24 protein-coding genes are annotated in these 24,000 nt (G+C 69.8%); 15 read left to right on the top strand and 9 right to left on the bottom strand.

Annotated features, from left to right (window positions below):
* Window positions 1-39: 39 nt before the first annotated feature.
* Window positions 40-612, bottom strand: a complete 573-nt coding sequence (locus tag ACZ7KF_RS05765) for a TetR/AcrR family transcriptional regulator (protein ID WP_471069691.1) — start codon at window positions 610-612, stop codon at window positions 40-42.
* Window positions 613-752: 140 nt separating this feature from the next.
* On the opposite strand from ACZ7KF_RS05765, the gene ACZ7KF_RS05760 reads away from it, so the two are divergent.
* From ACZ7KF_RS05760 to ACZ7KF_RS05740, 5 genes are all read left to right on the top strand, one after another.
* Complete coding sequence (locus ACZ7KF_RS05760) at window positions 753-1,610, top strand: AAA family ATPase (protein ID WP_471069690.1); 858 nt, start codon at window positions 753-755, stop codon at window positions 1,608-1,610.
* On the top strand, window positions 1,607-2,959 hold the full coding sequence (locus ACZ7KF_RS05755) for a VWA domain-containing protein (protein ID WP_471069689.1): 1,353 nt from the start codon (window positions 1,607-1,609) through the stop codon (window positions 2,957-2,959). Before ACZ7KF_RS05760 ends, ACZ7KF_RS05755 begins: the two co-directional genes overlap by 4 nt.
* An 83-nt stretch (window positions 2,960-3,042) precedes the next feature.
* Window positions 3,043-4,020, top strand: coding sequence for a pyridoxal-phosphate dependent enzyme (locus ACZ7KF_RS05750; RefSeq protein WP_471069688.1), 978 nt, complete (start codon window positions 3,043-3,045; stop codon window positions 4,018-4,020).
* A 119-nt stretch (window positions 4,021-4,139) separates the two neighbouring features.
* A complete protein-coding gene (locus ACZ7KF_RS05745) occupies window positions 4,140-4,739 on the top strand; it encodes an HD domain-containing protein (protein WP_471069687.1) in 600 nt (199 codons plus the stop codon).
* Window positions 4,740-4,741: 2 nt separating this feature from the next.
* Entirely contained in the window at window positions 4,742-5,299 is a 558-nt protein-coding gene (locus ACZ7KF_RS05740; RefSeq protein ID WP_471069686.1) for a GNAT family N-acetyltransferase, read from the top strand.
* 18 nt (window positions 5,300-5,317) lie between these two features.
* On the opposite strand, the gene ACZ7KF_RS05735 is transcribed toward ACZ7KF_RS05740, so the two are convergent.
* The gene (locus tag ACZ7KF_RS05735; RefSeq protein ID WP_471069685.1) at window positions 5,318-6,403 is read right to left on the bottom strand and encodes a LysR family transcriptional regulator; all 1,086 of its coding nucleotides are present in this window, start codon (window positions 6,401-6,403) and stop codon (window positions 5,318-5,320) included.
* Window positions 6,404-6,504: 101 nt separating this feature from the next.
* On the opposite strand from ACZ7KF_RS05735, the gene ACZ7KF_RS05730 reads away from it, so the two are divergent.
* From ACZ7KF_RS05730 to ACZ7KF_RS05710, 5 genes are all read left to right on the top strand, one after another.
* Window positions 6,505-7,200: a type 1 glutamine amidotransferase domain-containing protein gene (locus ACZ7KF_RS05730; RefSeq protein ID WP_471069684.1), complete on the top strand. Its 696-nt coding sequence runs from the start codon at window positions 6,505-6,507 to the stop codon at window positions 7,198-7,200.
* 144 nt (window positions 7,201-7,344) lie between these two features.
* Window positions 7,345-7,881 (top strand): hypothetical protein, encoded by a 537-nt coding sequence (locus ACZ7KF_RS05725; RefSeq protein ID WP_471069683.1) that lies wholly within the window; start codon window positions 7,345-7,347, stop codon window positions 7,879-7,881.
* Window positions 7,882-7,944: 63 nt separating this feature from the next.
* Window positions 7,945-8,628, top strand: coding sequence for an RNA polymerase sigma factor (locus ACZ7KF_RS05720; protein WP_471069682.1), 684 nt, complete (start codon window positions 7,945-7,947; stop codon window positions 8,626-8,628).
* Complete coding sequence (locus ACZ7KF_RS05715; protein WP_471069681.1) at window positions 8,625-8,966, top strand: hypothetical protein; 342 nt, start codon at window positions 8,625-8,627, stop codon at window positions 8,964-8,966. The genes ACZ7KF_RS05720 and ACZ7KF_RS05715 overlap by 4 nt, the downstream gene beginning before the upstream one ends.
* Before the next feature lie 220 nt (window positions 8,967-9,186).
* The gene (locus ACZ7KF_RS05710; RefSeq protein WP_471069680.1) at window positions 9,187-10,152 is read left to right on the top strand and encodes a pirin family protein; all 966 of its coding nucleotides are present in this window, start codon (window positions 9,187-9,189) and stop codon (window positions 10,150-10,152) included.
* Between the two features lie 508 nt (window positions 10,153-10,660).
* Here ACZ7KF_RS05710 and ACZ7KF_RS05705 read toward each other — a convergent pair.
* Window positions 10,661-11,713 (bottom strand): phosphotransferase enzyme family protein, encoded by a 1,053-nt coding sequence (locus tag ACZ7KF_RS05705; protein ID WP_471069679.1) that lies wholly within the window; start codon window positions 11,711-11,713, stop codon window positions 10,661-10,663.
* A gap of 379 nt (window positions 11,714-12,092) precedes the next feature.
* On the opposite strand from ACZ7KF_RS05705, the gene ACZ7KF_RS05700 reads away from it, so the two are divergent.
* Entirely contained in the window at window positions 12,093-12,482 is a 390-nt protein-coding gene (locus ACZ7KF_RS05700) for a hypothetical protein (RefSeq protein WP_397646834.1), read from the top strand.
* Window positions 12,483-12,556: 74 nt separating this feature from the next.
* Here ACZ7KF_RS05700 and ACZ7KF_RS05695 read toward each other — a convergent pair whose 3' ends face one another.
* The gene (locus tag ACZ7KF_RS05695; protein ID WP_471069678.1) at window positions 12,557-12,964 is read right to left on the bottom strand and encodes a thioesterase II family protein; all 408 of its coding nucleotides are present in this window, start codon (window positions 12,962-12,964) and stop codon (window positions 12,557-12,559) included.
* Window positions 12,965-13,252: 288 nt separating this feature from the next.
* On the opposite strand from ACZ7KF_RS05695, the gene ACZ7KF_RS05690 reads away from it, so the two are divergent.
* Window positions 13,253-13,816 (top strand): hypothetical protein, encoded by a 564-nt coding sequence (locus tag ACZ7KF_RS05690; protein WP_471069677.1) that lies wholly within the window; start codon window positions 13,253-13,255, stop codon window positions 13,814-13,816.
* 16 nt (window positions 13,817-13,832) lie between these two features.
* Here ACZ7KF_RS05690 and ACZ7KF_RS05685 read toward each other — a convergent pair.
* Window positions 13,833-14,764, bottom strand: a protein-coding gene (locus tag ACZ7KF_RS05685; protein ID WP_471069676.1) for an IS5 family transposase whose coding sequence is annotated in 2 segments (ribosomal slippage) — window positions 13,833-14,392 and window positions 14,392-14,764 — 933 coding nt in all. Because the reading frame shifts where the segments join, the coding sequence is not laid out codon by codon here.
* 193 nt (window positions 14,765-14,957) lie between these two features.
* Window positions 14,958-15,095 carry a hypothetical protein gene (locus tag ACZ7KF_RS05680; RefSeq protein ID WP_471069675.1) on the bottom strand — a complete coding sequence of 46 codons (138 nt, stop codon included), beginning with the start codon at window positions 15,093-15,095 and terminating at the stop codon, window positions 14,958-14,960.
* A gap of 288 nt (window positions 15,096-15,383) precedes the next feature.
* Between ACZ7KF_RS05680 and ACZ7KF_RS05675 the strand changes: the two genes are divergently transcribed.
* Window positions 15,384-19,415: a HEAT repeat domain-containing protein gene (locus ACZ7KF_RS05675; RefSeq protein ID WP_471069674.1), complete on the top strand. Its 4,032-nt coding sequence runs from the start codon at window positions 15,384-15,386 to the stop codon at window positions 19,413-19,415.
* Between the two features lie 120 nt (window positions 19,416-19,535).
* Here ACZ7KF_RS05675 and ACZ7KF_RS05670 read toward each other — a convergent pair whose 3' ends face one another.
* The gene (locus tag ACZ7KF_RS05670) at window positions 19,536-20,273 is read right to left on the bottom strand and encodes a transposase family protein (protein ID WP_471069673.1); all 738 of its coding nucleotides are present in this window, start codon (window positions 20,271-20,273) and stop codon (window positions 19,536-19,538) included.
* Between the two features lie 119 nt (window positions 20,274-20,392).
* Complete coding sequence (locus ACZ7KF_RS05665) at window positions 20,393-20,926, bottom strand: VOC family protein (protein ID WP_471069672.1); 534 nt, start codon at window positions 20,924-20,926, stop codon at window positions 20,393-20,395.
* Window positions 20,927-21,443: 517 nt separating this feature from the next.
* Between ACZ7KF_RS05665 and ACZ7KF_RS05660 the strand changes: the two genes are divergently transcribed.
* Window positions 21,444-22,430: a helix-turn-helix domain-containing protein gene (locus ACZ7KF_RS05660; RefSeq protein ID WP_471069671.1), complete on the top strand. Its 987-nt coding sequence runs from the start codon at window positions 21,444-21,446 to the stop codon at window positions 22,428-22,430.
* 206 nt (window positions 22,431-22,636) lie between these two features.
* On the opposite strand, the gene ACZ7KF_RS05655 is transcribed toward ACZ7KF_RS05660, so the two are convergent.
* Complete coding sequence (locus ACZ7KF_RS05655; protein ID WP_471069670.1) at window positions 22,637-23,170, bottom strand: hypothetical protein; 534 nt, start codon at window positions 23,168-23,170, stop codon at window positions 22,637-22,639.
* Window positions 23,171-23,182: 12 nt separating this feature from the next.
* On the opposite strand from ACZ7KF_RS05655, the gene ACZ7KF_RS05650 reads away from it, so the two are divergent.
* On the top strand, window positions 23,183-23,803 hold the full coding sequence (locus ACZ7KF_RS05650) for a hypothetical protein (protein WP_471069669.1): 621 nt from the start codon (window positions 23,183-23,185) through the stop codon (window positions 23,801-23,803).
* Window positions 23,804-24,000: the final 197 nt, after the last annotated feature.

The raw sequence follows: 24,000 nt of genomic DNA, 5'->3' as shown, positions 1-24,000 counted from the left end.
CCGCCCCCGGACCGGCGGGCCCCGGTCCGGGGGCGCGGTCTAGCGCATGCCGGCGGCGTCCAGCAGCGCGGTCACCGTCACCGTGGCGAGTCCGTCGTCCAGGCGCTCCACCCCGGCGCCGGCCCGGGCGCTGGCGCCGTCGAAGATCAGCAGGAGCTGGCGGGCCAGCAGTTCGGGGTCACGGGCGCCGCCCCGCTCCGCGTCGGCGCGGAAGGCCGCCGCCAGCCGCTCCTTGACCTGACGGGCGACCTCGCGCGCCGGGTGCTCCGGGTCCTTCAGCTCGACCAGCGCGGCCAGATAGGGGCAGCCGTGGTAGTCCGCCTCCTGGGAGCCCCGCGTCAGCCGTTCGAAGACGTACAGGATCCGCTCGCGCGGGGTGGCGGACTCGGGGTCGGGGTGCGCGAGTCGGTCCTCGTACCACGGAATGCTCCGCTCCAGGCTCGCGGCCAGCATCGCGTCCTTGCTGTCGAACAGCTGGTACATCGACCGCTTCGACACGCCCGCCGCACGGCACAGGGCCTCGATGCCGACGGAGACGCCGTCCTGGTAGGAGAGCCGGGCGGCGGCGTCGAGCAGCCGCTCGCGGGGGGACGCCTTCTCTGTGGTGGCCATAGGGCGAGGTTACCGCGGCGCGGCAGACTGGAAACCGATCGGTGTATACCGTGGCGCGGCAGCTGAACAAGCGCTTAGATAGGAGATCGGCACCCGCCGCCCGCCATCGGACCCCGCTCCCCGACCCGCCGGAGGCCCCGTTGTTCACATCCGTCGACGACGTCTCCGCGCGCCTCGCCGAGACCGGCTACCTCGCCTCCCCCGCCGTCGCCACGACGGTGTTCCTCGCCGCCCGGCTGGGGAAGCCGCTGCTGGTGGAAGGCCCCGCCGGGGTCGGCAAGACCGAGCTGGCCAAGGCCGTCGCCCAGGTGGCCGGGGCCCGTCTGGTGCGGCTCCAGTGCTACGAGGGCGTGGACGAGTCCCGGGCCCTGTACGAGTGGAACCACGCCAAGCAGCTGCTGCGCATCAGCGCGGGCCGCGACGAGAGCTGGGACGAGACCCGCACCGACATCTTCAGCGAGGAGTTCCTGCTCCCCCGCCCGCTGCTCACCGCCATCCGCGGCGACGAGCCGACGGTGCTGCTCATCGACGAGACCGACAAGGCCGACGTCGAGATGGAGGGTCTGCTGCTGGAGGTGCTCAGCGACTTCCAGATCACGGTCCCCGAGCTGGGCACGGTCACCGCGACCCGCCGCCCGTTCGTCGTCCTCACCTCCAACGCCGGCCGCGAGCTGTCCGAGGCGCTGCGCCGCCGCTGCCTGTTCCTGCACATCGGCTTCCCGGAGGAGGAGCTGGAGCGGCGGATCGTACGGCTGAAGGTGCCGGGCCTCGGCCGGGCACTGACCGAGTCGGTGGTCCGGGTGGTCGGGGCGCTGCGCGCGATGGACCTGCGCAAGGCGCCGTCCGTCGCCGAGACCATCGACTGGGCGCGCACCCTGCTGGCCCTGGGCGCCGGCACCCTGGACGAGACCGTCGTACGGGACACGCTCGGGGTGATCCTCAAGCACCAGGACGACATCCAGAAGGCGGCGGCCAAGCTCGACCTGGACGCGCTGTGACCGCCGTCGCCGACCGGATCACGGGTCTGGCCGGGGCGCTGCGCGCGCACGGGGTGCGGATCGGCACCGGGGAGACCGTGGACGCGGCCCGCGCGGTGGAGGCACTGGGACTCGCGGACCGGGAGCTGCTGCGCGAGGGACTGGCCGCGACGCTGCTGCACGGCCCGGGGCAGCGGGCGCTGTTCGACTCGGTCTTCGACCTGTACTTCCCGCGCGGGGTGGGCGGTCCGCAGGAAGCTCCCCGGGACCGGGAGGACCTGCGCGACCGGCTCGCGAAGGCGCTGGCCGAGGACGACCGGGCGCTGATGGCCCGCCTGGCGGCGGAGGCGGTCGACGGTCTGGGCGGCTACGGGAGTTCACCGGGGTCGGACGGCTGGTCGGCGTACCAGACCCTGGACCGGCTGCGCCCGCAGACCCTGCTGGCCCGGGTGCGGGCCGACGTCCGGGGCCGGGACGGGAGCGGCGCGGGGTTCGCCGACCGGCTGCTGGACGACGAGATCCGGCGCCGCATCGAGGAGTTCCGGCGGCTGGTCGGCGCGGAGGCCCGGCGGCGGGTCGCGGAGCGGCGCGGGCGGGACGAGATCGCGCGGCGGGCCGTCCGGCCGACCGCCGACCGGGTCGACTTCCTGTTCGCGAACCGGGACCAGCTGGCCGAACTGCGCAGGGCCGTCGCGCCGCTGGCGCGCAAGCTGGCCACCCGGCTCGCCGCGCGCCGCCGACGGGCCGCGCGCGGCACGATCGACCTGCGCCGCACCCTGCGCTCCTCGCTGTCCACGGGCGGGGTGCCGATGCGGCCGGTGCTGCGCCGGCGCCGCCCGGTCCGCCCCGAACTGGTGCTGCTGTGCGATGTGTCCGGCTCGGTGTCGGGCTTCTCGGACTTCACCATGCTCCTCGTGCAGGCCCTGCACGACCAGTTCGGCAAGGTCCGCGTCTTCGCCTTCGTCAACCGGCTCGACGAGGTGACCGGCCTGCTCGACCACGGTCGCGCCGACCCCGACGGACTGGGCGCCCGGATCCGCGCCGAGGCCACGCTCACCGGCTGGCACGGCAGCAGCGACTACGGCGTGGCGCTGGGCGAGTTCGCCGAGCGGTACGGCGGTGCGGTCGGCCCGCGCACGACGGTGTTCGTCCTCGGGGACGCCCGGACCAACATGAGCGACCCGAACCCGGCCGCTGTACGCGAGGTCGCCCGGCGGGCCCGGCGCGTCTACTGGCTGAACCCCGAGCCCCACGCTCAGTGGGGCACCGGCGACTCGGCCGCGCCCGCCTACGCCGACCTGGTCGAGATGCACGAGTGCCGCACGGCCCGGCAGCTCAGCGCGCTGATCGCCCGGTTGCTGCCGGTGTGACACGGGTGACGCCGGACGCCCGGCCGTGATCGACTGGCCACGACGCCGGCCACCCGCCGACCACCGAACCCGAGGACACCGCCATGAGCCACCCGCCCGTGCCCCTGGGCACCTTCCCCACCCCCGTCGAGCCGGCTCCCCGGCTGGCCGCCGCGCTCGGGCTCGGGCCGGACGACCTGTGGGTGAAACGGGACGACCTGACCGGTCTGGGCGGCGGCGGGAACAAGATCCGCAAACTGGAGTGGACGGTGGGCGCGGCGCTCGCCGAGGGCGCGGACACCCTCGTGACCACCGGCGCCCCGCAGAGCAACCACGCCCGGCTGACCGCCGCCGCGGCTGCCCGGCTCGGGCTGGACGTCGTCCTCGTCCTGCGCGGCACGCCGGGCGTGTCCCGGTCCGGGAACCTCGCTCTGGACGGTCTGCTGGGGGCGCGGCTGCACTGGGCGGGCGAGGTGGACCGGGCGGGCCTGGACGCGGCGGCGGCCGAGGTCTGCGCGCGGCTGCGGGACGGGGGCGCCCGGCCGGCCCTGATCCCGTTCGGCGGGTCCAGCACGCTGGGCGCGCAAGGCTACGTGCGGTGCGGCGAGGAGCTGCGCGCGCAGGTGCCGGGCCTGCGGACCGTGGTGGTCGCGCTCGGTTCGGGCGGCACCATGGCGGGGCTGGTCGCCGCCCTCGGCTCGGAGTCGGTGCTCGGTGTCGACGTGGGGGCGCTGGCCGACCCGGCCGCCGCGGCGGCGGAGTTCGCGGCTCCGCTCACCGCGGAGCGGGTCACGGGGGACCGGCTGCGGGTGCGCCGGGACCAGGTGGGCAGCGGGTACGCGGCGCTGACCGGTCCCGCGGCCGAAGCGCTCCGGCTCGCCGCCCGCACCGAGGGGATCGTCCTGGACCCCGTCTACACCGGCCGCGCCCTGGCGGGCCTGGCCGACGCCGTCCGGGACGGCGAGGTACGGCCGGGCGAGCGGACCGTGTTCGTGCACACCGGCGGGCTGCCCGGCCTCTTCGGGCACGCCGAGGCCGTCGCGTACGCCGAGGAGCAGGCGGCGGCCGGCCGGCACGTCTGACGGCTTCGGGCCCGGCCGGGCAGCCGCACGCGTGCGTGCCCTGAACTCACGTCGGGCACCGCCCGGATCGGGCCCCGGAAACCGGCCGTCCGGCACCTGCCGGTCCGTACCCTGGGGCGGTGACAGCAGGCGACATCGCGGCGATCGCGACCGACGACACCACCGAACCCCCTCTGCTCCCCCTGCCCGAGCGGGCCGCTCGGCTCCTGGCGCGCCTCGACGCCCCGCCGCGGCTGGTGGCCCACCTCCGGGCGGTGCACGACGTCGCGGCACAGCTCGTGGCCTGGGTGCGCGCACACTGCCCGGAGCTGGAGTTCGACGCCGAGGCCGTGCTGTTCGGCGCGGCCACGCACGACATCGGTAAGGCACTGCACCCGGCCGAGCTGTCCGGTCCCGGTGCCCGACACGAGGCGGCCGGACGGGAGTTGCTGCTGACGCAGGGGGTACCGGCCGGGCTGGCCCGTTTCGCCGGGACCCACGCGTCCTGGACGGTGCCCGGGATCGGCGCCGAGGACCTGCTGGTGAGCCTGGCCGACAAGATCTGGAAGAACCGACGGGTCCCGGAGCTGGAGGATCTGGTGGTCGCCCGGCTGGCCGGGGCCGATGGGCGGGAGCCCTGGGAGTGGTTCATGGAACTGGACGAGACGCTCACGGCCATCGGGGAGGGCGCCGATCGCAGGCTGGCGTACCAGATGTCCCACCCCCTCACCCGAAGGTGACCATGTTCGCGACCTCTCTCGGTGACGACGGCGCCGAGCTGTGTCCTCTCCAGCCGTGGCAGGCCGAGGAGTTCTTCGCGCATGTGGACCGGGGGCGGGAGTTCATCGGGCGGTTCAACGGGCTCCCGGACGTGGTGAGGGATCTGGCGTCCGCGCGGGCGTTCCTGGAGGCGTACGCCGGCAAGGAGGCCGCCGACGGCGGGCTGATCCGGGCGATCCGCCTCGACGGCACCCTGGTGGGAGCGGTGATCCTGCGCCGGCTGGACGTGCCGCAAGGCACCGCGGAGGCGGGCTGCTGGCTGGAACCGGCCGCGGTGGGCCGGGGTCTGGTGACCCGGGCCGTGCGCCTGCTGATCGACTGGGCGATCCGGGAGCGGGGCGTCCACCGGGTGGAGTGGTGGGTGTCGGCCGGCAACACGCCGAGCATCGCGGTCGCCCGGAGGCTCGGCATGCGCAAGGAGGCCGTGCTGCGGGAGAGTTACCTGTACCGGGGCGAGCGCCACGACGAGGAGATCTGGTCGGTGCTGGCACCGGAGTGGACGGCCGCTCCCGCGGCGTGAACGGCACCCGGCGTCCGGCTACCAGTTGCGCGCCGCCCGCAGCACCAGGGCGCGGACGCGGGCCACGTCGGGATTGTCGGAGGCGCCGGGGCGCTGGACGAGGAAGCCGGTGTTGATCGGCGGGTCCTCCGGTTCCAGCAGCGCCACGAGCGCGCCCGACTCCAGCAGGTCCTGGCACAGATAGCGGGGCAGCACGCTGAACCCGGCGCCCGCGGACACGGCCGCGAGGACCCCGCGCAGGTCGGGCACGGTCACGGCGGCGGTACGGGACAGACGCCGGCCGAAGACGTGCCGCCAGTAGCGGCGGGCGATGGGCAGGTCCTCGGCGTAGGTGATGAGCGGGACGCCGTGCAGGGCGGCGGGGTCCAGGGAACCCTGCCCGCCGGAACCCTCCGCCTCGGGAATCCGCATCCCGGAACCCTCCGCCTCGGGGATCCGCACGCCGGAGTCCTCCGCGTGGGGATGCCGCACGGCGGAGTCCTCGGCTGCGATGTCCCGCGTGTGCCGCCGGACCGTCAGCCGGTCCGCCCAGACCGGGGCGGCGACGAGGACGAACTCCTCGTCGGTGAGGGGCACGGCGTGCAGTGTACGGCCGCGCGGGCGGGTGGTGGCGATCACCAGGTCGTGGCGGCCGGCCCGCAGCTCCTCCAGCAGCGGATCGGTCAGCCCGGTGGACACCCGCAGCCGTACGCCCTCGGCGATCAGCGGGGCGAGGGCCGGCAGCACCGTCGTGCAGAGCAGTTCCGCCGGTCCGGCCAGATGGACGGGCTCGGCCCGGCCGCCGGCCGGCGGGGTGGGGCCGGCGACGGCGGCCAGCTCGTCCAGCGGCGCGGCGATCCGGGCCGCCAGCTCGTCGGCCACCGGGGTCGGCGTGACCCCGCGCGGCAGCCGTTCGAACAGCTCGCGTCCGGTCTGCCGCTCCAGCGCACGCATCTGCGTCGTCACCGTCGGCTGCGACAGTCCGAGCAGACGGGCGGCGCCGGTGAAGGAGCCGGAGCGGTACACCGCGAGGAAGGTGCGCAGCAGGTTCAGGTCCAGGGAAGCGGTCTCCACGGTCCGAGTATCAGGCCCCGGCAGCACCTGCCGATATTCCCCCCGACCCATAGGAGATCCAATGTGAGCCATTCGGTACTTCATTGGATGCCTATGGGTCGTGTCGCCTAGGTTCTTTCTCGCAGACGCACGCCTTCCGAAGAGAGAACCCCATGTCGAAGATCCTGTTCGTGATGACCGGCGCCGATCACTGGACGCTCGCCGACGGCACCGCGCACCCCACCGGCTTCTGGGCCGAGGAGGCCGTGGTCCCGTACCGCGCCTTCAAGGCGGCCGGTCATGAGGTCGTCGTCGCCACGCCGGGCGGTGTGGTGCCGCCGGTCGACCGGGCGAGCCTGGCCGCGGAGGTCAACGGCGGCCAGGAGAAGGCCGACGAGATCGCCCGCGCGCTGGAGGAGATGACCGAGCTGCGGACGCCGGTGAAGCTCGCGGAGGTGGACCTCGGCGACTTCGCCGCCGTGTTCTACCCGGGCGGGCACGGTCCCATGGAGGATCTGGCCGTGGACGCCGAGTCGGGCGCGCTGCTGGTGACGGCCCTGGACTCGGGGACGCCGCTGGCCGTCGTCTGCCACGGCCCCGCGGCCCTGCTCGCCGCGGTCCGGTCCGACGGCACCAACGCCTTCGCCGGCTACCGTGCCGCGGCCTTCACCAACGACGAGGAGATCCAGGGCGGCCTCGCCGGACAGGCGAAGTGGCTGCTGCAGGACCGGCTGACCGAGGCGGGTGTCGACGTGCGGGCCGGTGAGCCGTGGGCACCGCACGTGGTCGTGGACCGCGGCCTGGTCACCGGCCAGAACCCGGCCTCCTCCGCCCCGGTCGCCGAGGAACTGCTGAAGCGGCTGCGCTGAGCGGCACCGGGGCCGGGACGGGCGATCGCGGGTGGCGGAAAATTCGTCGGCCGTCACCCGCAACCTCGCCCGGGGTCGGACGTCTGTCGGGGTGGAGGCCTCCACTTCGACCAGATGTCCGATCCCGAGCGACCGAAGGAACACATGTCCGCACACCGTGCCCCGCGCCCGAACCGCACCCACCGGCTGCGTGCCGTCCTGGGGGTCTCCGCCGTAGGCGCCGCCCTGGCCGTCGCCGGCACCATGACCGCCCAGGCGGCCCAGGACGGCGGCCGCACCACGGCCCGCCCCGCCCCGCACTCCCCGGCGCACACCGGCCCGGCCGCCGCGCCGGCCCCGCGGGGTGACCGCACGGCACCCTCCCCCGTGCCGTCACCGGTCCGCACCGCCACCCCGTCCCCGGTTCCGTCCCCCGCGCGTACGACGAGCCCCGCGCCGGCACCCGCCACGGCCACCCCCTCGCCGGTCCCGGCCACCCCCTCCCCCGTGCCGGCCGGTCCCGGCCGGTCCGTCCCCAGTCCGGTGCCGTCCACCGTCAGTCCGGTGCCGTCCACCGTCAGTCCGGTGCCGTCCACCGCCGCTCCCGCGCCCCGGCACGCCGCCCCCGCGCCCGAGCCGGCCCGCCCGGCGCCCGTACCGCACCACCGCCACGCCACCCCGGCGCCGGTTCCGCAGCACTGAGGCAGGGCCGGTGCGGGGGAGCCGTCGCGCGGCGGCTCCCCCGCTCCCGGCTCCGGGAGATCCATGACGACAGCGACACCACCGGCAACGGCCCTCCTCTGGGAGAGAACCGGCGCGCCGGCACCCACGCCCTGGCGGCGGCTCACCCGCGCCCTGCGGGGCCGCCTCCTCGCCCGCACCCGCACGGGTACGGCTCCGGCCGCGTCCGGCACCGAGCCCCGCAGCGGCGCCCGGCCCGCGTCCGCGGCGGACGCCGGGTGCCCGCCGGGCATCGAGGACCTTTACCACCACCGCCGGCTGTCCCTCGTACGCCTGGCGGTGCTGCTGGTGGACGACCTGCCGACGGCCGAGGACGTCGTACAGGACGCGTTCACCGCGCTGTTCCGGCGGCACGGCCACCGGCTGGCGACGCTGGACGATCCCGAGGCGTATCTGCGTACCAGCGTCGTCAACGCGGCCCGCTCGGTGCTGCGCCGACGCAGGACGGTACGGGCGCACATCCCCGCGGCCGAGGGACACGCGCCCGCCCCGGAGGAGGACGTGCTGCTGCACGAGGACCACCGCGAGGTGCTGGCGGCGCTGCACACGCTGACCCGGCGGCAGCGGGAGGTACTGGTGCTGCGCTACTGGTCGCATCTGACCGAGGCGGAGATCGCGGCGACGCTCGGGCTGTCGCGCGGTGCCGTCAAGTCCACGGCCAGCAGGGCCCTGGACGCCCTGGGCCGGCGTCTGGAGGGGCTGCGATGAACGATTCCGGTACGGGGACCACGGCGACGCCGGTCGAGGAACGGCTGCGGGCCGCCCTGGCCGCGCGGGCGCATTCCGTCGGCCCGGCCGACCTGCGCCCCCTGCGCCCGCCGACCGGATCGGGGCGGTTCCGGCGGGTGCTGGTACGCCGGACGGTGGTGGGCGTGCTGGTCCTGGCCGCCGTGGCGGCGCTGGTGTTCTTCACGGTGCGCGACGGGGGGACCCACCCCACCGAACCGGCCCGCTCCCCCCACCTGCCGACCGGCACACCGTCCCCGGTCCCGAGCCCGGCGACCCCGTCCTCGTCCCAGCCGTCCCCGAGCGCACGACACCCGTGAACCGGCCCACGCCCCCCGGCCCACGACACCCGCCGACCGACCTGCTCCCGACCGCGTCCAAGCGCACGACCCGCACGACCGACCCGCACGACCGGCCCGCACGACCGGCCCGCGCGACGGGGCCACGCGGCGGGGCCACCGCCGGACCACCGCCGGACCACCCGAAAATCGGCGCTTCGCCGCACCCCGGTCCGGCTTCCGCACCGCTAAGTTGGGCGGTATGAGCAACCTTGACCGCGCGCCCGAGCCCAGTGTCTGCGGTGGCCGTGGATTCGTCGTCGCCGAACCCGTGCGCGAACTGCTGAGTCCCCGTCAGGTGCGGCTGGGCGAGTCGACCGAGGTACGCCGGCTGCTGCCGAACCTCGGCCGGCGCATGATCGGCGCGTGGGCATTCGTCGACCACTACGGACCCGACGACATCGCCGACGAGCCCGGCATGCAGGTCCCGCCGCACCCGCACATCGGGCTGCAGACGGTCAGCTGGCTGCACGAGGGCGAGGTGCTGCACCGCGACTCGACCGGCAGCCAGCAGACGATCGGGCCCCGGCAACTGGGCCTGATGACCTCGGGCCGGGCCATCAGCCACTCCGAGGAGAGCCCGCGCCCGCACGCCCGGTTCCTGCACGGCGCCCAGCTGTGGGTCGCCCTGCCCGACGAACACCGGCACACGGCACCGAAGTTCGAGTACCACCCCGAGCTGCCGACGGTGACCGCGCCCGGTCTGACCGCCACGGTGATCCTCGGCGGCCTGGACGGTTCGGACTCGCCCGGGACGACGTACAGCCCGATCGTCGGAGCCGACCTCACGCTGCGCCGGGGCGCCGAGGTCCGCCTCCCCCTGGAACCCGACTTCGAGTACGGCGTGCTGGCCATGTCCGGCGAGGTGCACGTCGACGGCGTACCGGTGCTGCCCGGCTCACTGCTCTATCTCGGCTGCGGCCGGTCCGAACTCCCGCTGCGCGCCGAGTCGGACGCCGGAATCATGCTGCTGGGCGGCGAGCCGTTCGCCGAGGAACTGATCATGTGGTGGAACTTCGTCGGACGCACCCAGGAAGAGATCGAGCAGGCCCGCGAGGACTGGATGAAGGGGGCCCGATTCGGCGAGGTGAAGGGCTACGACGGAGCTCCGCTGCCAGCACCCGAATTGCCGCCGGTGCCGTTGAAACCACGCGGAAGGGCTCGCTGACCTGGGAGTATCCGGTCTTCCGGTCAGGTCGGTTCGAGACGATCTCGCCGCCCGCCTCGCAAAGAGTATCTGCGGCGGCCAGGCCATCGGATGCCGCCGCACGGATACCTCCGAGGGCGTCCGCGTTTCCAACGTGTGGGCATCTGAAGGCCGCTTTGGCCGGACGAATGCTGACCCGATGCTGACTTTACTGACGGGTAGTCAGGGCAGGGTCAAGCTGTGTGGTCGTCGCGTGGACCCGGCCTCGCGGATAGATCGACTGTACGGCGCTGTCAGCCGAGGCTGCCCTCGGGAGCCGATTGACCCTGGGGGCGACTGATCGCATGCCGAACGCCCGGGTCGTTGTGCGAACCCAACAAGTTCAGGTGGAGTGGGAGGAACGTCCGACCCCCGCGGCACGCGGTCAAGCGCGGAGACTACCCTCCGCAGCACAGACGACTGGGCTGGCTCGCGACGGACTGACGACATACATCGAGGATGGTCACTTGCCGTAGCGCGCTCCGCCACGCTAGTGCTCTGACCGGCAATGATCACCGGAGTGGTGTGATGGCTGGTCGGTGTATCCGGTGAGCCGGCTCTCCGCACTGTTGTCCAGCACGCTCTTGGGGTCACAGCCAAGACGCGCGATCTCCCAGGCGAGGTACCCGGGTGCGGGCGGTCGGAAGTCCACGATCGCGGCGACCTCGTCGTTCTTGAACAGAACGTTGGGGCCGGCCATGTCGCCGTGCAGGACCTGGACGGTCAGCTGTGGAAGCGAAGCGAAGGTGCGCTCGACGTCCCCCAGGATGGCTTGTCGCTCACGCGCCGCCTGCAGCGCCCACGTCTCGAATTCCCCGAGCCTGGGCATGAGCCGGTACGCATGGATCAGGCGCTCGAAGCGGTCCCGTGAGGCGGCCACGTCGCACACCGCGGCACCAGGTTCCAGGGTGGGTGCGGCGGCGGGGTGAGCGGCGAGTCGGCTGTGGAGGCGGCCCATCTCTGTGCCGACGGCTGCCCACCGTGCACCCCTCAGGCCGCCTTCGGCCGTCGCGGTGTGCGGCACGTACGACCATAGGGACATCGGCAGGCGGCCGTGGGTCGCGATGATTTCGTGCTCGCCCGTGCGGGTTGCCCGCGCGGTCGCGACACCTCCATCGGCGCAGTACTCGGACAGTTCGACCGACGCCCGCTCCAGATCCAAGTGCTCTCGAGTGCGATAGACCTTGGCGAAGTGCCGCCGGCCCGCCTGGTCCACGACGGCGTAGTTGTCCGTCGCGGTGCCCTCCGGGATACGCGTGATGTCTGCCGGGTGCAGCCCGTACGCGAGCACCAGCGTGTCGGCGACCGCCTTGATCTGCTCCCCCTCCGCGGTACGGCCGGGTGTGGAAGGCGCGGCGACAGGCTGGGTGGCGGGCTGCTGAGACGGGGTGGACATGGTCTCCTCGTCGAAGCGCAGCGAAGTGCTCAGATGCTGAGCGGGCGGCAGGCGGTCGGTTCGATCAGGACGCGGGCATGAATCGCGGCCGCCAGCTGCGGCGGGCCGCGCCCAGTGCAGCGGGGCCGCAAGGTCGCCGGCGGACACCGCTCCGTCAACGCGGTCATCTGATTGCGCCACCCTCGTTCGGGTTTCGGCAGTGCCCGGGTCCGACCCGGTACCACCACCAGCTGCTGGCGGGGAACCGGCCGACCAAGCCGACGCCGCGACGCCCTGCCGCGTGAATCGGCGGATCGAGGCGTTGAACGCGGTAATCGACACCGGCTACTCGTGGCGAGGGTGACCGGTTCGGCATCGCATAGGCGGGGCGTAGGGCTGGCCGGCGGGCGGCGCGGCACCACGAGGGGTGCTCGTCACATAGAGTGCCGGCGCGCGGGTGTCCACGTCGTTCACCAAAAGGTGATCTTGGACGCCTTCGTTCTCGACTCCGTAGGCACCCCTCGGGCCGCACCACCAGGAGGAACCAGTGTCGTCCCCGCAAGTGATCACCCCTGTGGAGATGCTCGCCGAGGCGAAGAAGCAGTTGGGCCTTCCGGACATCGTTGTGATTTGCGGCTCCACTCGTTTCATGGCCGAGATGGCCGAGGCCGATGTGCGGGAGACCGAAGCCGGCCGGATTGTGGTCAAGCCGGGGTGCGACCTGAAGTCCCCGCACGAGCTTTGGTCCGATCCTGTCGAGGCTGAGGCGTTGAAGGTTCGACTCGACGCCTTGCACCGGTCGAAGATCCTGATTGCTGATGCGGTGCTCGTGGTCGGCGACTACATCGGTGACAGCACCCGAGCCGAAATCCGCTACGCCCGGTCGCTGGGCAAGCCGGTGGAGTTTACGCACCCCGAGGTCGACCCCGACGCCTGAGCGTCCCCTCACACCCTCCGCGGGCACCCCTGGGAATGGATCGTCTGGCGGGTGGGGTGGTGGTGACGGCGAGCTCATGCAGTGGCCGAACGCATCGCTGCCGTGATGGCGGCAGCGAGAGGCTGCCGGTGGTCCATCACGTAGAAGTGGTCGCCGTCGTACCTCTCGAGTCCGCGAAAGTGCGTGGTGAGGGCTTGCCAGGAGAGCAGGCGGTCCTCGCCGATCAGCTTGTCGCGGCGGCCTCCGAACACCGAGAGCGGAACGGGCAGCGGCTCGGGGTCGTGCGGAGGCGCCCAGGTGGCCAGGAGTTTGAAGTCGCTGCGGAACACAGGGGTGAACGTGGGCCAGACGGCGTCGTTGTCGAGGAGCTGCGGTGTGCTGCCACCGACGCTCCGCAGCCAGCCGCGCAGTTCGTCGTCGGACATCAGGTGAGGGCGGTCGTCGGTGCCAGCCTCGCCACGCGGGGCGCCGTAGGCGGACACACCCAGCCAGGTGGACGGGGCCCCGCCCGGTCAGCTCTCCTGCTCCTCGGCGGCGCCTGACCGGAGGACGGAAGGAGGAGGGCGGTCACCCCGTGGCGCTGGGGCCGCCCTCCTCCTAGGACGTGTCCTGCCGATCATGTGCGGAGCGGGATGACCGCAATCGCTGTAATGGTGGTGCCGAGGAACGCATGGCCGCGTCTGCCGTAACGGGCGGCAACGGCCTAAGCGCGAACCCAAGCACCGCCCTGCCCCCCCGTGCTGATCAGCGGAGACTGCATGATGGGGTTTATGAAGTCTCTCGCCGCGGCGGGCCTGCGGATTGTGGATGGGTGGACCGAGCCCGAAGGACTCATTCCCCCCATCGTCACCGGACAGGCACCGAGCTGCCCTTCCGAGGAAGGGCGCGTCGAGGCCATACTGGACGCACTCGAGCCGAAGCTGCACGAGAAAGCGAACGCCGACTGGTACCGGCTGTCGGTCGAAGGAGGGCTCTTCTCCGAGACCGACCGCAGGTTCCTGCTCGCGCTCCAGCCCGACGAGAACCGCCTCGCACGGTGGCACTGTGTGGAGCTGCAGAGCGAGTGGGACCTCATGGGCAAGGGTGCTGCCGGACTGCTCGGCAGCGCACCCTGCCGCCCCGAGTTCCGCATGCTCTCGCTCGACGGGAACCTTCTGTGCTTCGCAACGACGTGGGAGCACGCGATCAGCACCTCCGTGCTGAAAGCGCCGCATCGTTGGCAGGTTCTCCGCCGGTGGGCTGAGGCACTGACGGACGGCACGATGGACGACATGGGTGAGCCGGACGAGCCGCCGCTGAGCATCGCGGCACGCCGCTGGCTCGACAAACACTAGGAATTTCTCCGACTAATCACATTCGAAGCCAGAGAGCAAGGGCTGCCGCTATGGCGGTGCCGAGGAAGACGTAGCCGCGCTTGTCGTAGCGAGTGGCGACCGCCCGGAACTGCTTCAGGCGGTTGATCGCCCGCTCGACGGTGTTGCGCTTCTTGTAGCGGTCCTTGTCGAAACCGGGCGGCCGTCCGCCGCGTGAGCCCTTGCGCAGGCGGGCGGCCTGGCTGTCAGTCTTCTCCGGGATTGTGTGGCGGATTCCCCGCCGTCGCAGGTACTCGCGGACGGGGCCGTTGCTGTAGGCTCTGTCGGCCGCAAGGCTGTCGGGCTTCTTGCGTGGTCGTCCCAGGCCCGGTCTGGGGACTCGGATCTTCTCCAGCACCGCGATGAACTGGGTGCAGTCGGCTCGCTGACCTGGTGTGACGATCAGGGACAGCGGACGGCAGCGGCCGTCCGCGCTCAGGTGGAGCTTGCTGGTGAACCCGCCGCGCGAGCGGCCCAGGCCCTCGCCTCCAGCACCACCTACACCAGGCGGGCGACCAGGCTCTGCCACGGCGTCTCGTCCTGGTGTTCCATGCCTGCGGCCCCCTTTGATCCCGGGGCCGGAGGCGCATTGGTGCGGGCGCCGGCTGCGTGCTGATGCGCGCGGACAACGGTGGAGTCGACCGAGATGTCCCAGGAGATCTCGCCTGCGGCGTCGGCTGCGGTCTGGACCTGCTGGAGGAGACGTTCCCAGGTGCCGTCGGCCGACCACAGGCGGTGGCGTTCGTAGACGGTCTTCCACGGTCCGAACCGTTCGGGCAGATCGCGCCACTGCACCCCGGTCCGCACCCGGTGCAGAATCCCGTCGATCACCTGCCGGTGATCCCGCCACCTGTCGCAACGCCCGTTGCTGACCGGCAGGAACGGCCGCAGCCGTTCCCACTCGGCATCACTCAGATCGCCCCGCCCCATGCCCACAGGAACGACTCGGGCAAGGAGCAGTCACCTGATCGGCCGGACAAGCTCTAGCTCACTCGCAAGCCGAGGCGGTCGAATAGGAGGGCCGGGTCGTCCGGCCCTCCTTTCACACCACCGGACATGCGTGCCCGCGTCGATCGGTTCACCGTGCTGATCTCAACGACAGGGGCGCGGTGGTGCTGGGCCCTTAAGGCGCGTCAGGGGCGTCGCGGTCGTTGTTCGGTGTGCGGCAGGTGCCGCGGAGGGCGGTCGTCAGGGTGATGGCCGAGGCCGCCAGGGTCAGGACGGCAGTGCCCAGTTGGAGGACGAGTGTCCAGTGCTGCATGGATGTTCTCCCCTGCGGAGTGGTCAGGAGGGGCCGGCCGGGTCCCGTTGGTGTATGCAGCCTGGAGGGGTCGGGAGATCAGCGGCGTTCTGCCGCGTTCTCTTTGATGGGCGGCCTATGCTGCCGCAGGTAAGTCCCGGGGTGGGCGTGCAGGGACAGAACGCGTGCAGGACGGGAGAGAACACCTTCACGTGTCTATCTCGCTGGGTGTGGAAGGAAGGCAGCGTGGGACGAGGCAGGAGGATCAACCGCTCCGGCTGGCCCGAATCGGGGCCGCACCGTGACCTGTTGGAGCGGCTCGACGCCGTTCACCTCGCCAACGGCGTGAAGAGCATGGCCGTTGTCGCGCAGGGTATGGGGCTTTCCGCCCGGTCACGAGTCAATGCGCTGTTGCGGGGAGCTAACGGCTCTCTTCCCGCTGACGAGGCGCAGTTGACGCTGCTGGTGCGTGCTCTCGGCGGGGGTGACGACGACGTGCGGGTCGCCTTGAAGCTCTACGGAGCCGCGGTCAGGGCGCGGGGCTACGAAGTCCCGGTCGCTGCATCCTCACCTGCCGAACAGAAGGTCACCGACGCCGTGGCGCACTATGCGGGCCGCGCAGCGCAGGTGTACGGGGGCCTGGACCTGGACGTGCTCGCCCCGGTAGGGGAAGCCCCGTCGGCGGTCCGGCTGCCCGAGGTGTTCGTCGCCCCGACCGTGCGGGCTGACCCGCCCCCTGTACAGCTGTCCCGAGAACTGCAGAGGCGCGTGTTGGAGTCCGGTGGACTCCTGGACGACGAACTCCTGCCAGGGTCGGACGCCGATGCATTCGAGCGCCTACGGAACTCTTATCTGGAACGCCCCGAGCAGTGTGTGCTGGAGACGCTGGCCGGGCCCTCGGGCAGTCGGGCGGTCCTCCTGGGTGATCCCGGCGCAGGCAAGTCGACCCTCATCCGCTACCTGACTCTGATGCTGACCTGCGGCGAACTCGATGGCGCCCTCCACCTGCTGAAGGGCTTGGTGCCGCTGGTGGTCGAACTGCGGCAGTATGCCGACGACCGCTGGCATCACAGCAGCTTCGAGGACTTCCTCGACCGCCAATACAGCGACTTCGCGCTCGGCGTTCCACCCACTGTGCGGGAGCATCTGCTGGCCCAGGGCCAGGCGCTGGTGATCTTCGACGGTCTGGACGAGATCTTCGACGTCAGGGTGCGGACGGAGGCCGTACAGCGCATCGCCGGTTTCGCCGCCCGCTGGCCTGCCACGCGGATCCTCGTGACCTCCAGGGTCATCGGCTATCAACGTGCGGTCCTGGACAGCGCGGGCTTCGCCCACTTCAAGATCCAGGACCTGGACGATGAGCGGATCAGCATGTTCGCCGACCGTTGGTATCGCAACACCTGCCCGGATGACGTCGTGCTGGCGCGAGAACGGTCGGAACGGCTCACGTCGGCGATCGAGACGTCACGGCCGCTGCAGGAGATGGCAGGCAATCCTCTCTTGCTGACCATTCTGGCCATCATCGGCCGACATCCTTCCCTTCCACGCAACCGGCGGGGCGTGTACGAGCACGCGGTCAAGGTCTTGGTCACGCACTGGGACGAGGCCACCAAAATGCTCAAGGCGCCCGTGCCCCCGGCCGTCGCCGACACGCTGGATGTACTGGGGCCAGACGAGCGCCTGAAGCTGCTGCGCCTGGTGGCCCGCACCATGCAGGAAGGCCACAACGGCATCGCCGGCAACCACATTCACGCAAGCGACCTCGAACGCGTCTTCCGCGACTACCTGCAGCAGTACGCACTGGAGCCTATCCAGGCCACCCTTGCCGCCCGAGCCATGATCACTCAGCTGTACCAACGCAACTTCATCCTGGCCCCCTACGGCGGCGACATCTACGGTTTCGTCCACCGCGCCTTCCTCGAATACCTGACAGCGGCCGATATCGCTCACCGATACGAAGACGACCATCATTGGACGCCCGAGGGGCTGATCAACCAGGTCGTGAGCGTGCGGGCCGCCGACCCCGCGTGGCACGAGGTACTGGTGCTCCTCATCGGGCAGTTGGACATCAGCGAAGCGACCGCCGCCATCGACCGGCTCCTGGACCTCCACGCCCGGCGCACGGATCCCACCGATGCCCGCCATGTGATCCTGGCACTGCGCGCACTGGCCGAGGTGGACAAGATCGGCGCACTGCCCGCCCAGAGCACCGCCGCCGTCGACGCCGTCACCGCGATTCTGAACACGCGCGGTTCCAAGGGGCCGTGGCTACTGGAAGAAGCAGGGCCCGCGTTGGCCTCGTTCGGCCGGTACTGGGCCGGGCGGGGGCCCTACCTGCGCTGGTACCGCCTGAGCGGACAGTTCTCCCCCAGCGACGAGCCGACCGCCGTCCTGGCCGTCGCCCTCAAGACGGACGACGCCGAACTGGCGGCCCTCGCCCGCGGCTGCTACTCCGGCTTCGACCGTCTGACGTTCCTCTACGTGCTGGGGCAACGAAAGCCGAACGACGACGCCATCCGCGAACTCGTCCTGCGCGAGGCGACGCTCCATCCCGGTTACAGAGTCCGCTACAGGGCGCTGGAGGTACTCGGCGAGGTGTGGAAGGACCGGGACGACGTCCGCGCCTTCCTGATCACCCGCGCCGCCGAGGATCCCGAAGCCAGGACCCGCGGCACGGCCCTGGAAGTCCTCGGCGCCTGGTGGCCGGATGACGACGACATCCGTGACCTGCTCGTCCAGGCGGCCACACATGGCAACCATCCATTCGTTCGCGGGGGCGCGCTGCGAACCCTTGGCCGGCAGTGGCACGGCTGTAAGGACATTCGGTCCGTGCTCATCCGACGGGCCCGCAACGACCAGGACGACAACACGCGCGGCACAGCACTGGAGACACTGGGACAGCACTGCACCGGTTACCAGGACGTCCTCGACTTCCTGATCCAGTGCGCCGCGGACGACACCGACCCTGTTCTGTGTCAGCACGCGATATGGGTCCTCGCCGAATCCGTGGGCGGAGACGACATGATCCGCGATCTCTTGATCCGACGTGCCGGCGGCTCGTCCGACGACGGTGTCCGTGAAACGGCCTTGAGGGCCTTGGCCAAGAAGTGGCCGGGGCTCGGCGACGTCCGCCAGACCCTTGTGCGTGCCGTCACCGACGATCCCTATACACGTGCGCGTGAAACCGCCCTTCAGGAACTGGGCGAGCGTTGGTCCCGGCACGAGCGAGTCCGTGACCTGGTCCTGCGCCGGGTTCACGAGGACGCGGATGACGGGGTGCGTGCCGCTGCCGTAGAGGTGGTGGGCCACCACTTCCGCGACGATGACGACGCCCTCGGCACCCTCAGCCGCGCAGCCACCAGCGACTCGCAAGAGAGGGTCCGGGAGAGTGCCGTGCGTGTGCTGGCCAAGCAGTGGGCCGGGCAACCGGAGATCCGTGACCTTCTGGTCCGGGCATGCACCGACGATGCGGACGGATGGACCCGCGCGACCATACTGCGGGGCCTGGCAGAGCACTGGCCCGACCGCCAGGACGTTCGCGAGCTGCTCCTGGCTTCTGCCGATCACCCGTACCGCTACACCAGCTCCAACGCGCTCGACGGGTTGCGGGAACACTGGCCCGACCGCGACGACGCCCGCGCGGTCCTGGTACGAACGGTGACCGAGCACGACGACCTCTTGGTCGGTAGCGCCGCCATGAAAGTGCTGGCGCAGCGGTGGATGGACCGCGCAGACGTCAGAGCCTTCGTCCTGCGCGCTGCCACGGACCCCTCGCACCCCTATCGACGTACGGTGCTGGACGTGTTGTGCGAACACTGGGCATATCGCGAGGACGTTCGGGACATCCTCATCAGCGCGGCCTCAGACCATTCCGACCATTCCGACGAGGACACCCGCGCCAAGGCGGTAAAGGTGCTGGCCCTCCGCTGGAGCGACCACGAGGGCGTTCAGGAACTGTTCCGCCGGCTCGCCGTTGCCGACTCGGGCCCCGATGTGAGGTTCTCCTCGCTCCGCTGGTGGGTGGTCAAGGCCGACGAAGACGAGGGGGCGGCCTTGGCCGGCACACGGGCCGTCGAGGAACCCGACCCGGAGGTGCGGCGCAAGATCCTTCACATGCTTGCCCTGGGTTGGCCAGCACATCCACGGACCGCTGCTGTACTGCAAGACCGAATCCTGCATGACGAAGACGAGAGAACGAAAGCCGCCGCAGACGACCTGTGGGCCTTGATGGAACTCCCGGATTCAGGAAGCGCCATTAACGCACCGGCCGCTGACCGAGAACAACGGCCCTACGTGCCTGATCCGATCCCCTCCCATTGGACAAGGCCCAGATCGGGCTGATCCGCCGGCGGACGAGGCCGTTCGTTCGGGGAGATCAGGCAGATCTCAGGGTACTCGGGGGCCGAGTTCCCGCAAGCAGCCCGGGACCTCCCCTCCCCGGTGGTGGTCCGGAAGAATCGGTCAACACCTGGGTGGGCATGAACTCCGGCGGGTGGTGCTGCAGCGGAGCTTGCGGAACAGCCGCCACGACTTCAGGATGGCCATTGCCTGCTCGCCCACTGCTCGGATCTTCGCGTGGGAGACGTTGACGGCCTTCTGGCCTGCGGAGAGCTTGTCCCAGCGGCCACGGTAGGGGGCGCGCACGGTGCCGCCAGCGCCCTGGTACCCCTTATCGGCCCAGCAGCTCACGCCGGCCTCAGCCGGTGCCGCGATGACGCCGTGGGTGCGGGCGGCTTTGACGTCGTGGACCGAGCCGGGCAGAGCGGCGGAGGCCCACAGCAGCCGTCCGAATGGATCGGCGAGGACTTGTACGTTCATGCCGTGCTTCTTGTACTTCCCGGAGTAGTAGGGCCGGTCGGCCGCGAGCCGGTCGATGGGCAGCAGGGTGCCGTCGAGAATCACGAACGCCTTGTGTGCGGCGGTGCGCCCGGCTGTTGCGAGGTCCGGTGCGACGGCGGCCAAGACCCCGACCGCTTCGGTGATGTAGCGGTAGACGGTGGCGATCCCGCCCCCGAAAGCGGCTGCGAGCTGGGCGTATGTGTGTCCGCACCGCAGGTGGGCCAGGACCAGCAGGGCCTGTCGATCTGCGGGGAGCCGACGCCACCGCGTGCCCCGCTCCAGGCGTCGGGGGGTCAGCAAGCGGGAGAGGTAGCGCAGGGTCACACTGGACGGATCGATCCCCGATGGGTAGACGAGCACGTGAAGCTCCGGGCAGATAGGTTGATCTTGGTCGACAACCCATCTACCAGGAGCTTCACCTCTTCCCGGACACCACCCCCACGCCAACTGCCGGTCGTTTCAGTCAAGTTGGGCACTGATCAGTTGGTTGTCCTGACAGGAGCACTGCTGCGTCCCTGGTCTCGACCGCTGAGTTCGGTGTCGAGTGTCTCCTGAGCCACGCGCATGACTTCGGCGTACGCGGGGTCCTGTAGCCGCTTCCACATCTCCTCTTCAGAGACGTCCTCGACGCGGCTGATCACCCACCAGATGTTGCCGAACGGGTCCTTGATACGGCCTCCGCGCTGTCCGAAGGCGTCGTAGGCCAAAGGCGTGACGACATGGCTGCCAGCTGCGACGGCTTGTGAAAAGGCTTGGTCAGCGTCGGTGACGAACACGCGCAGCAGGCTTGGCATGGCGGGCCAGTTCGTGTGCCGGTCGAAGGCCAGCACGACGGTATCGCCGACTCGAATCTCGCCGTGACCGATCAAACCATCCTCGGTGGGCACTCGCCCCAGCTCTTCACCCCCGAACGCCCGGGAGACGAAGTCGAGGAAAGCCCCCGTGTCGTCGGTAACGACCCAGGGGGCAACGGTGGTGTAGCCCGCCGGCGCGGAGTTGGTCTGCTCAGACATCACGGCCCTTCCGCCAATGTGGGTTGTCGGCCGCGACGTTAGGCGGGACCCAGGTCAGGTTCTGTCCTATATGGAGGGCCGGGCGCCGGTGCTACCTCACGACCGCTCGGAGGTAGACCCGTTCATAGCCCTCAGCCACCGCAACCTGAGGTTGGAACAGGCTCACTGTCTCTACTGGTCAACACGTTAGATAGGCGTAAGGCAAGTCAGGCATGTAGGCGCGTGCCGCTTCGGGACCTGGCATCTGGACATGGAGGCACCCGAGAACGAAGCGGTTCGGCGGCTACGGATGGCCGCGTAACGTCTTCGAGCCGGAGGGCCGGTTTCTCCAGCTGTAGTCGCCACATGACCGCCGGGCGTACGAGCCCGCGATCCGGCCATCCGCGACACGGACCACCGCCCCCAGTGTGATCCCCGCCCCACCAGGGAATTCGACATCTATTCATCTGCATGGGGTGTGCTGTTGCGTACAGCCAGCGATGCGAAGCACGCCGATCAAGGACTCACGGGGAGACGAATGCTGATCGAGACGGCTTTCTGTACACAGGATGTGCTCGCGCCTGAGAGGTTCTCCTGTTGGCGCGAGCACATCTCCCAGACGTACGTGCCGATGGACGTCGAAGGTGACCGCACAGCGAACACCACGGTGTCGCAGCGCATCCTGGCGCTGGGATCCGTACAGATGTGGACGATGGAACACTCACCGATGACACTGCGGCGAACGCAGAAGCTGATCGAGCAGTCCGACCCCGAGCTCTACCATCTCTCGCTCCCCCTGCGCGGGACGATGGGGCTCGCCAGCTCCAGTCGCGAGGCCGAATACGAACCGTACGACCTGGTTCTCCACGACACCTCACGGCCCTACCTCATGCGGGCGATCACCGGCCACGGCGAGGACACGATCCTGGGAACAGGGCTGTTCATCCCCCGGAAACTGCTGCCACTGCCGGAGAACGCGATCGACTCACTGATCATGCGGCGATTATCGGGACGTGAAGGTATCGGGGCGCTGCTCGCCCAGTTCCTCACCCAGGTGTCCCGGGACTCCGGCTCCTACCGGCCCGACGACGGACCCCCACTGGGAACCGTGGGCGTGGACCTGCTTTCTGCACTGTTCGCCCACGCGCTCAACGTCGGCAACTCGCTCCCACCGGAAACCCGCCAGCAGGCGCTGGTATTGCGCATCCGGGCCTTCGTCCAGCAGCACCTGCACGACCCGCACCTGACCCCGCGCACCATCGCCGCCGCACACAACATCTCCACCAGCTACCTTCACCGCCTCTTCCAGCGCGAAAAGGAAACGGTCGCGGTCTGGATCCGGAGGCAACGCTTAGAGCACGCTCGCCGCGACCTCGCCGACCCGGCCCTGCGCACGATGCCCGTCCAGGCCGTCGCCGCACGCTGGGGCTACTCGCACGCCGCTGACTTCACCCGCGCCTTCCGCAGGGCCTACGGAGTTTCACCCAAGGAACACCGACACCACGCCACCACACTCCCGGGTTGACTGGATGCCAAGAAACTGTGCAGTGGCTGCTAACGACAGTTCAAAGCAGCTTCGCAATCCTGGTCAGTGTTGTTGACCTCCACTCGGCTGGTCCAGGCAGTCAGGCGCGGACCCTGCCATGCAATAGGAAACTCCGATCATCCGGGTGGAGTCGTCTGATCGTGAGTGGAGGTCGATTCCTTGTGTGCGGTGCGCACGCTGATGTCTTACCGCGATTCCAGACGTAATCCAGAAAACATACTCGTTAAAATCAGAAAAGGGAATGCCGGATGCAGATGAAACGTGCAATCGCTCTGACTGTCGGTGCTCTTTCGCTGTGCTTGACAACTCTCGCCGTTTCCAGTCCGGCCGCCCAGGCAGACAATCACGCATGTCCAGCCAACAGTTTCTGCCTGTTCGAGCACGATAATTATGGAGGTCAGCGCGCAGTGTTCACCCGCACGACCCGGCACCTTGGCGGAGTCCATTTCCCTGACGGCACCCACGTCGGAGACAAAGCCAGCTCGATGATCAACAACAGAAACCGGAAGGTTTACATCTATGAAGACGGGGATTGTGGTGGCCTGCTTTACATAGCCAAGAAAGAGAGCTCCGACCGCGACTTCTCCGATAACTACGATCCAACCGACCCCCGTGTAACATTCGATAACAAGGCGAGCTGCGTTGTCTTCAAGTAATCCGTGCACTCGAACGGGCTTATCTGAAGACTGCACCGATATCGGCATCATGAAGATCTTCACGAAAGGAAGGCCATGAATAAGCTAACTGGGCAACGTGGCGTGCGGGTCGGCGGCGGCCTCCTCATCGCGGCAACGACCTTACTGTCATCAAGTGGAGTCGCAGAAGCGGGGGCCAAGCCGGAGTCAACCACCGTCGCCGAGATCACAGCCAAGCTATCCAAGCCGGGTACAACCACTGTCGCGGAGATCCGCTCCAGGCCGAACACCATCCATAGTGCTCTCGTCGGCCGGGATCGGCGCAACATGCGGACCTGCAAGTTCACGGCGTACTTCTTTCAAAGCGTCGTCTGGCATCTCGGCAAGGTCACGAAAAAGACTATTCAAATCAAGTCCCTCGACCTATGGCAGCAAGGAGGGCGAGAAGTCTTCTACGGATCACTCAAGATGGCGCGGGGAACCGACGGAAAGCAGGTCTGGCTCAAGGAGTACTGGCAAATTCCCCGCTACCGGCCCAACCAGCTGAAGATCACCAAATTCAAGGTCAACAAGACCGTTCCGGTACGACCCAGCAAGCCAATTCAACTCTCCGTCAACTGGGAGGACGGCGGCCAGAGGGGAGAGCGTGGCGACTGCTACGGCCAATCACAGTTTATTTTCAAACTCAAGCCTGGAAGGCACACTCACGAAGAGTGAGGGTGCTGCGATCGGGCGGTCGGAGCGGCATCCGAATCCACATGCACCTCGATTGTTCATGAAGACCCGTCGGAAAATCTCTGGTGCGCTGTCGAGGACGGTGCCCGAGCCCTTTCCAACCTGCTTCGGAAGTACGGCGGTTGCGCTGACAACGTGGTGAAGCCCCTGGTAGATGGGTTTTCGACCAAGAGAACCGT

The organism is Streptomyces sp. NPDC038200, assembly GCF_055600785.1.
The sequence above is the reverse complement of the archived record's forward strand: the minus strand, read 5'-3'. Positions and strand labels throughout refer to the sequence as shown.

Bases quoted from the DNA above. Each gene is read 5' to 3' on its own strand.
- ACZ7KF_RS05650 (WP_471069669.1), top strand. From the start codon at position 23,183: ATGAATAAGCTAACTGGGCAACGTGGCGTGCGGGTCGGCGGCGGCCTC.
- ACZ7KF_RS05730 (WP_471069684.1), top strand. From the start codon at position 6,505: ATGTCGAAGATCCTGTTCGTGATGACCGGCGCCGATCACTGGACGCTC.
- ACZ7KF_RS05740 (WP_471069686.1), top strand. From the start codon at position 4,742: ATGTTCGCGACCTCTCTCGGTGACGACGGCGCCGAGCTGTGTCCTCTC.
- ACZ7KF_RS05750 (WP_471069688.1), top strand. From the start codon at position 3,043: ATGAGCCACCCGCCCGTGCCCCTGGGCACCTTCCCCACCCCCGTCGAG.
- ACZ7KF_RS05690 (WP_471069677.1), top strand. From the start codon at position 13,253: ATGAAGTCTCTCGCCGCGGCGGGCCTGCGGATTGTGGATGGGTGGACC.
- ACZ7KF_RS05725 (WP_471069683.1), top strand. From the start codon at position 7,345: ATGTCCGCACACCGTGCCCCGCGCCCGAACCGCACCCACCGGCTGCGT.
- ACZ7KF_RS05680 (WP_471069675.1), bottom strand. From the start codon at position 15,095: ATGCAGCACTGGACACTCGTCCTCCAACTGGGCACTGCCGTCCTGACC.
- ACZ7KF_RS05715 (WP_471069681.1), top strand. From the start codon at position 8,625: ATGAACGATTCCGGTACGGGGACCACGGCGACGCCGGTCGAGGAACGG.
- ACZ7KF_RS05660 (WP_471069671.1), top strand. From the start codon at position 21,444: ATGCTGATCGAGACGGCTTTCTGTACACAGGATGTGCTCGCGCCTGAG.
- ACZ7KF_RS05765 (WP_471069691.1), bottom strand. From the start codon at position 612: ATGGCCACCACAGAGAAGGCGTCCCCCCGCGAGCGGCTGCTCGACGCC.
- ACZ7KF_RS05735 (WP_471069685.1), bottom strand. From the start codon at position 6,403: ATGGGTCGGGGGGAATATCGGCAGGTGCTGCCGGGGCCTGATACTCGG.
- ACZ7KF_RS05665 (WP_471069672.1), bottom strand. From the start codon at position 20,926: ATGTCTGAGCAGACCAACTCCGCGCCGGCGGGCTACACCACCGTTGCC.
- ACZ7KF_RS05710 (WP_471069680.1), top strand. From the start codon at position 9,187: ATGAGCAACCTTGACCGCGCGCCCGAGCCCAGTGTCTGCGGTGGCCGT.
- ACZ7KF_RS05720 (WP_471069682.1), top strand. From the start codon at position 7,945: ATGACGACAGCGACACCACCGGCAACGGCCCTCCTCTGGGAGAGAACC.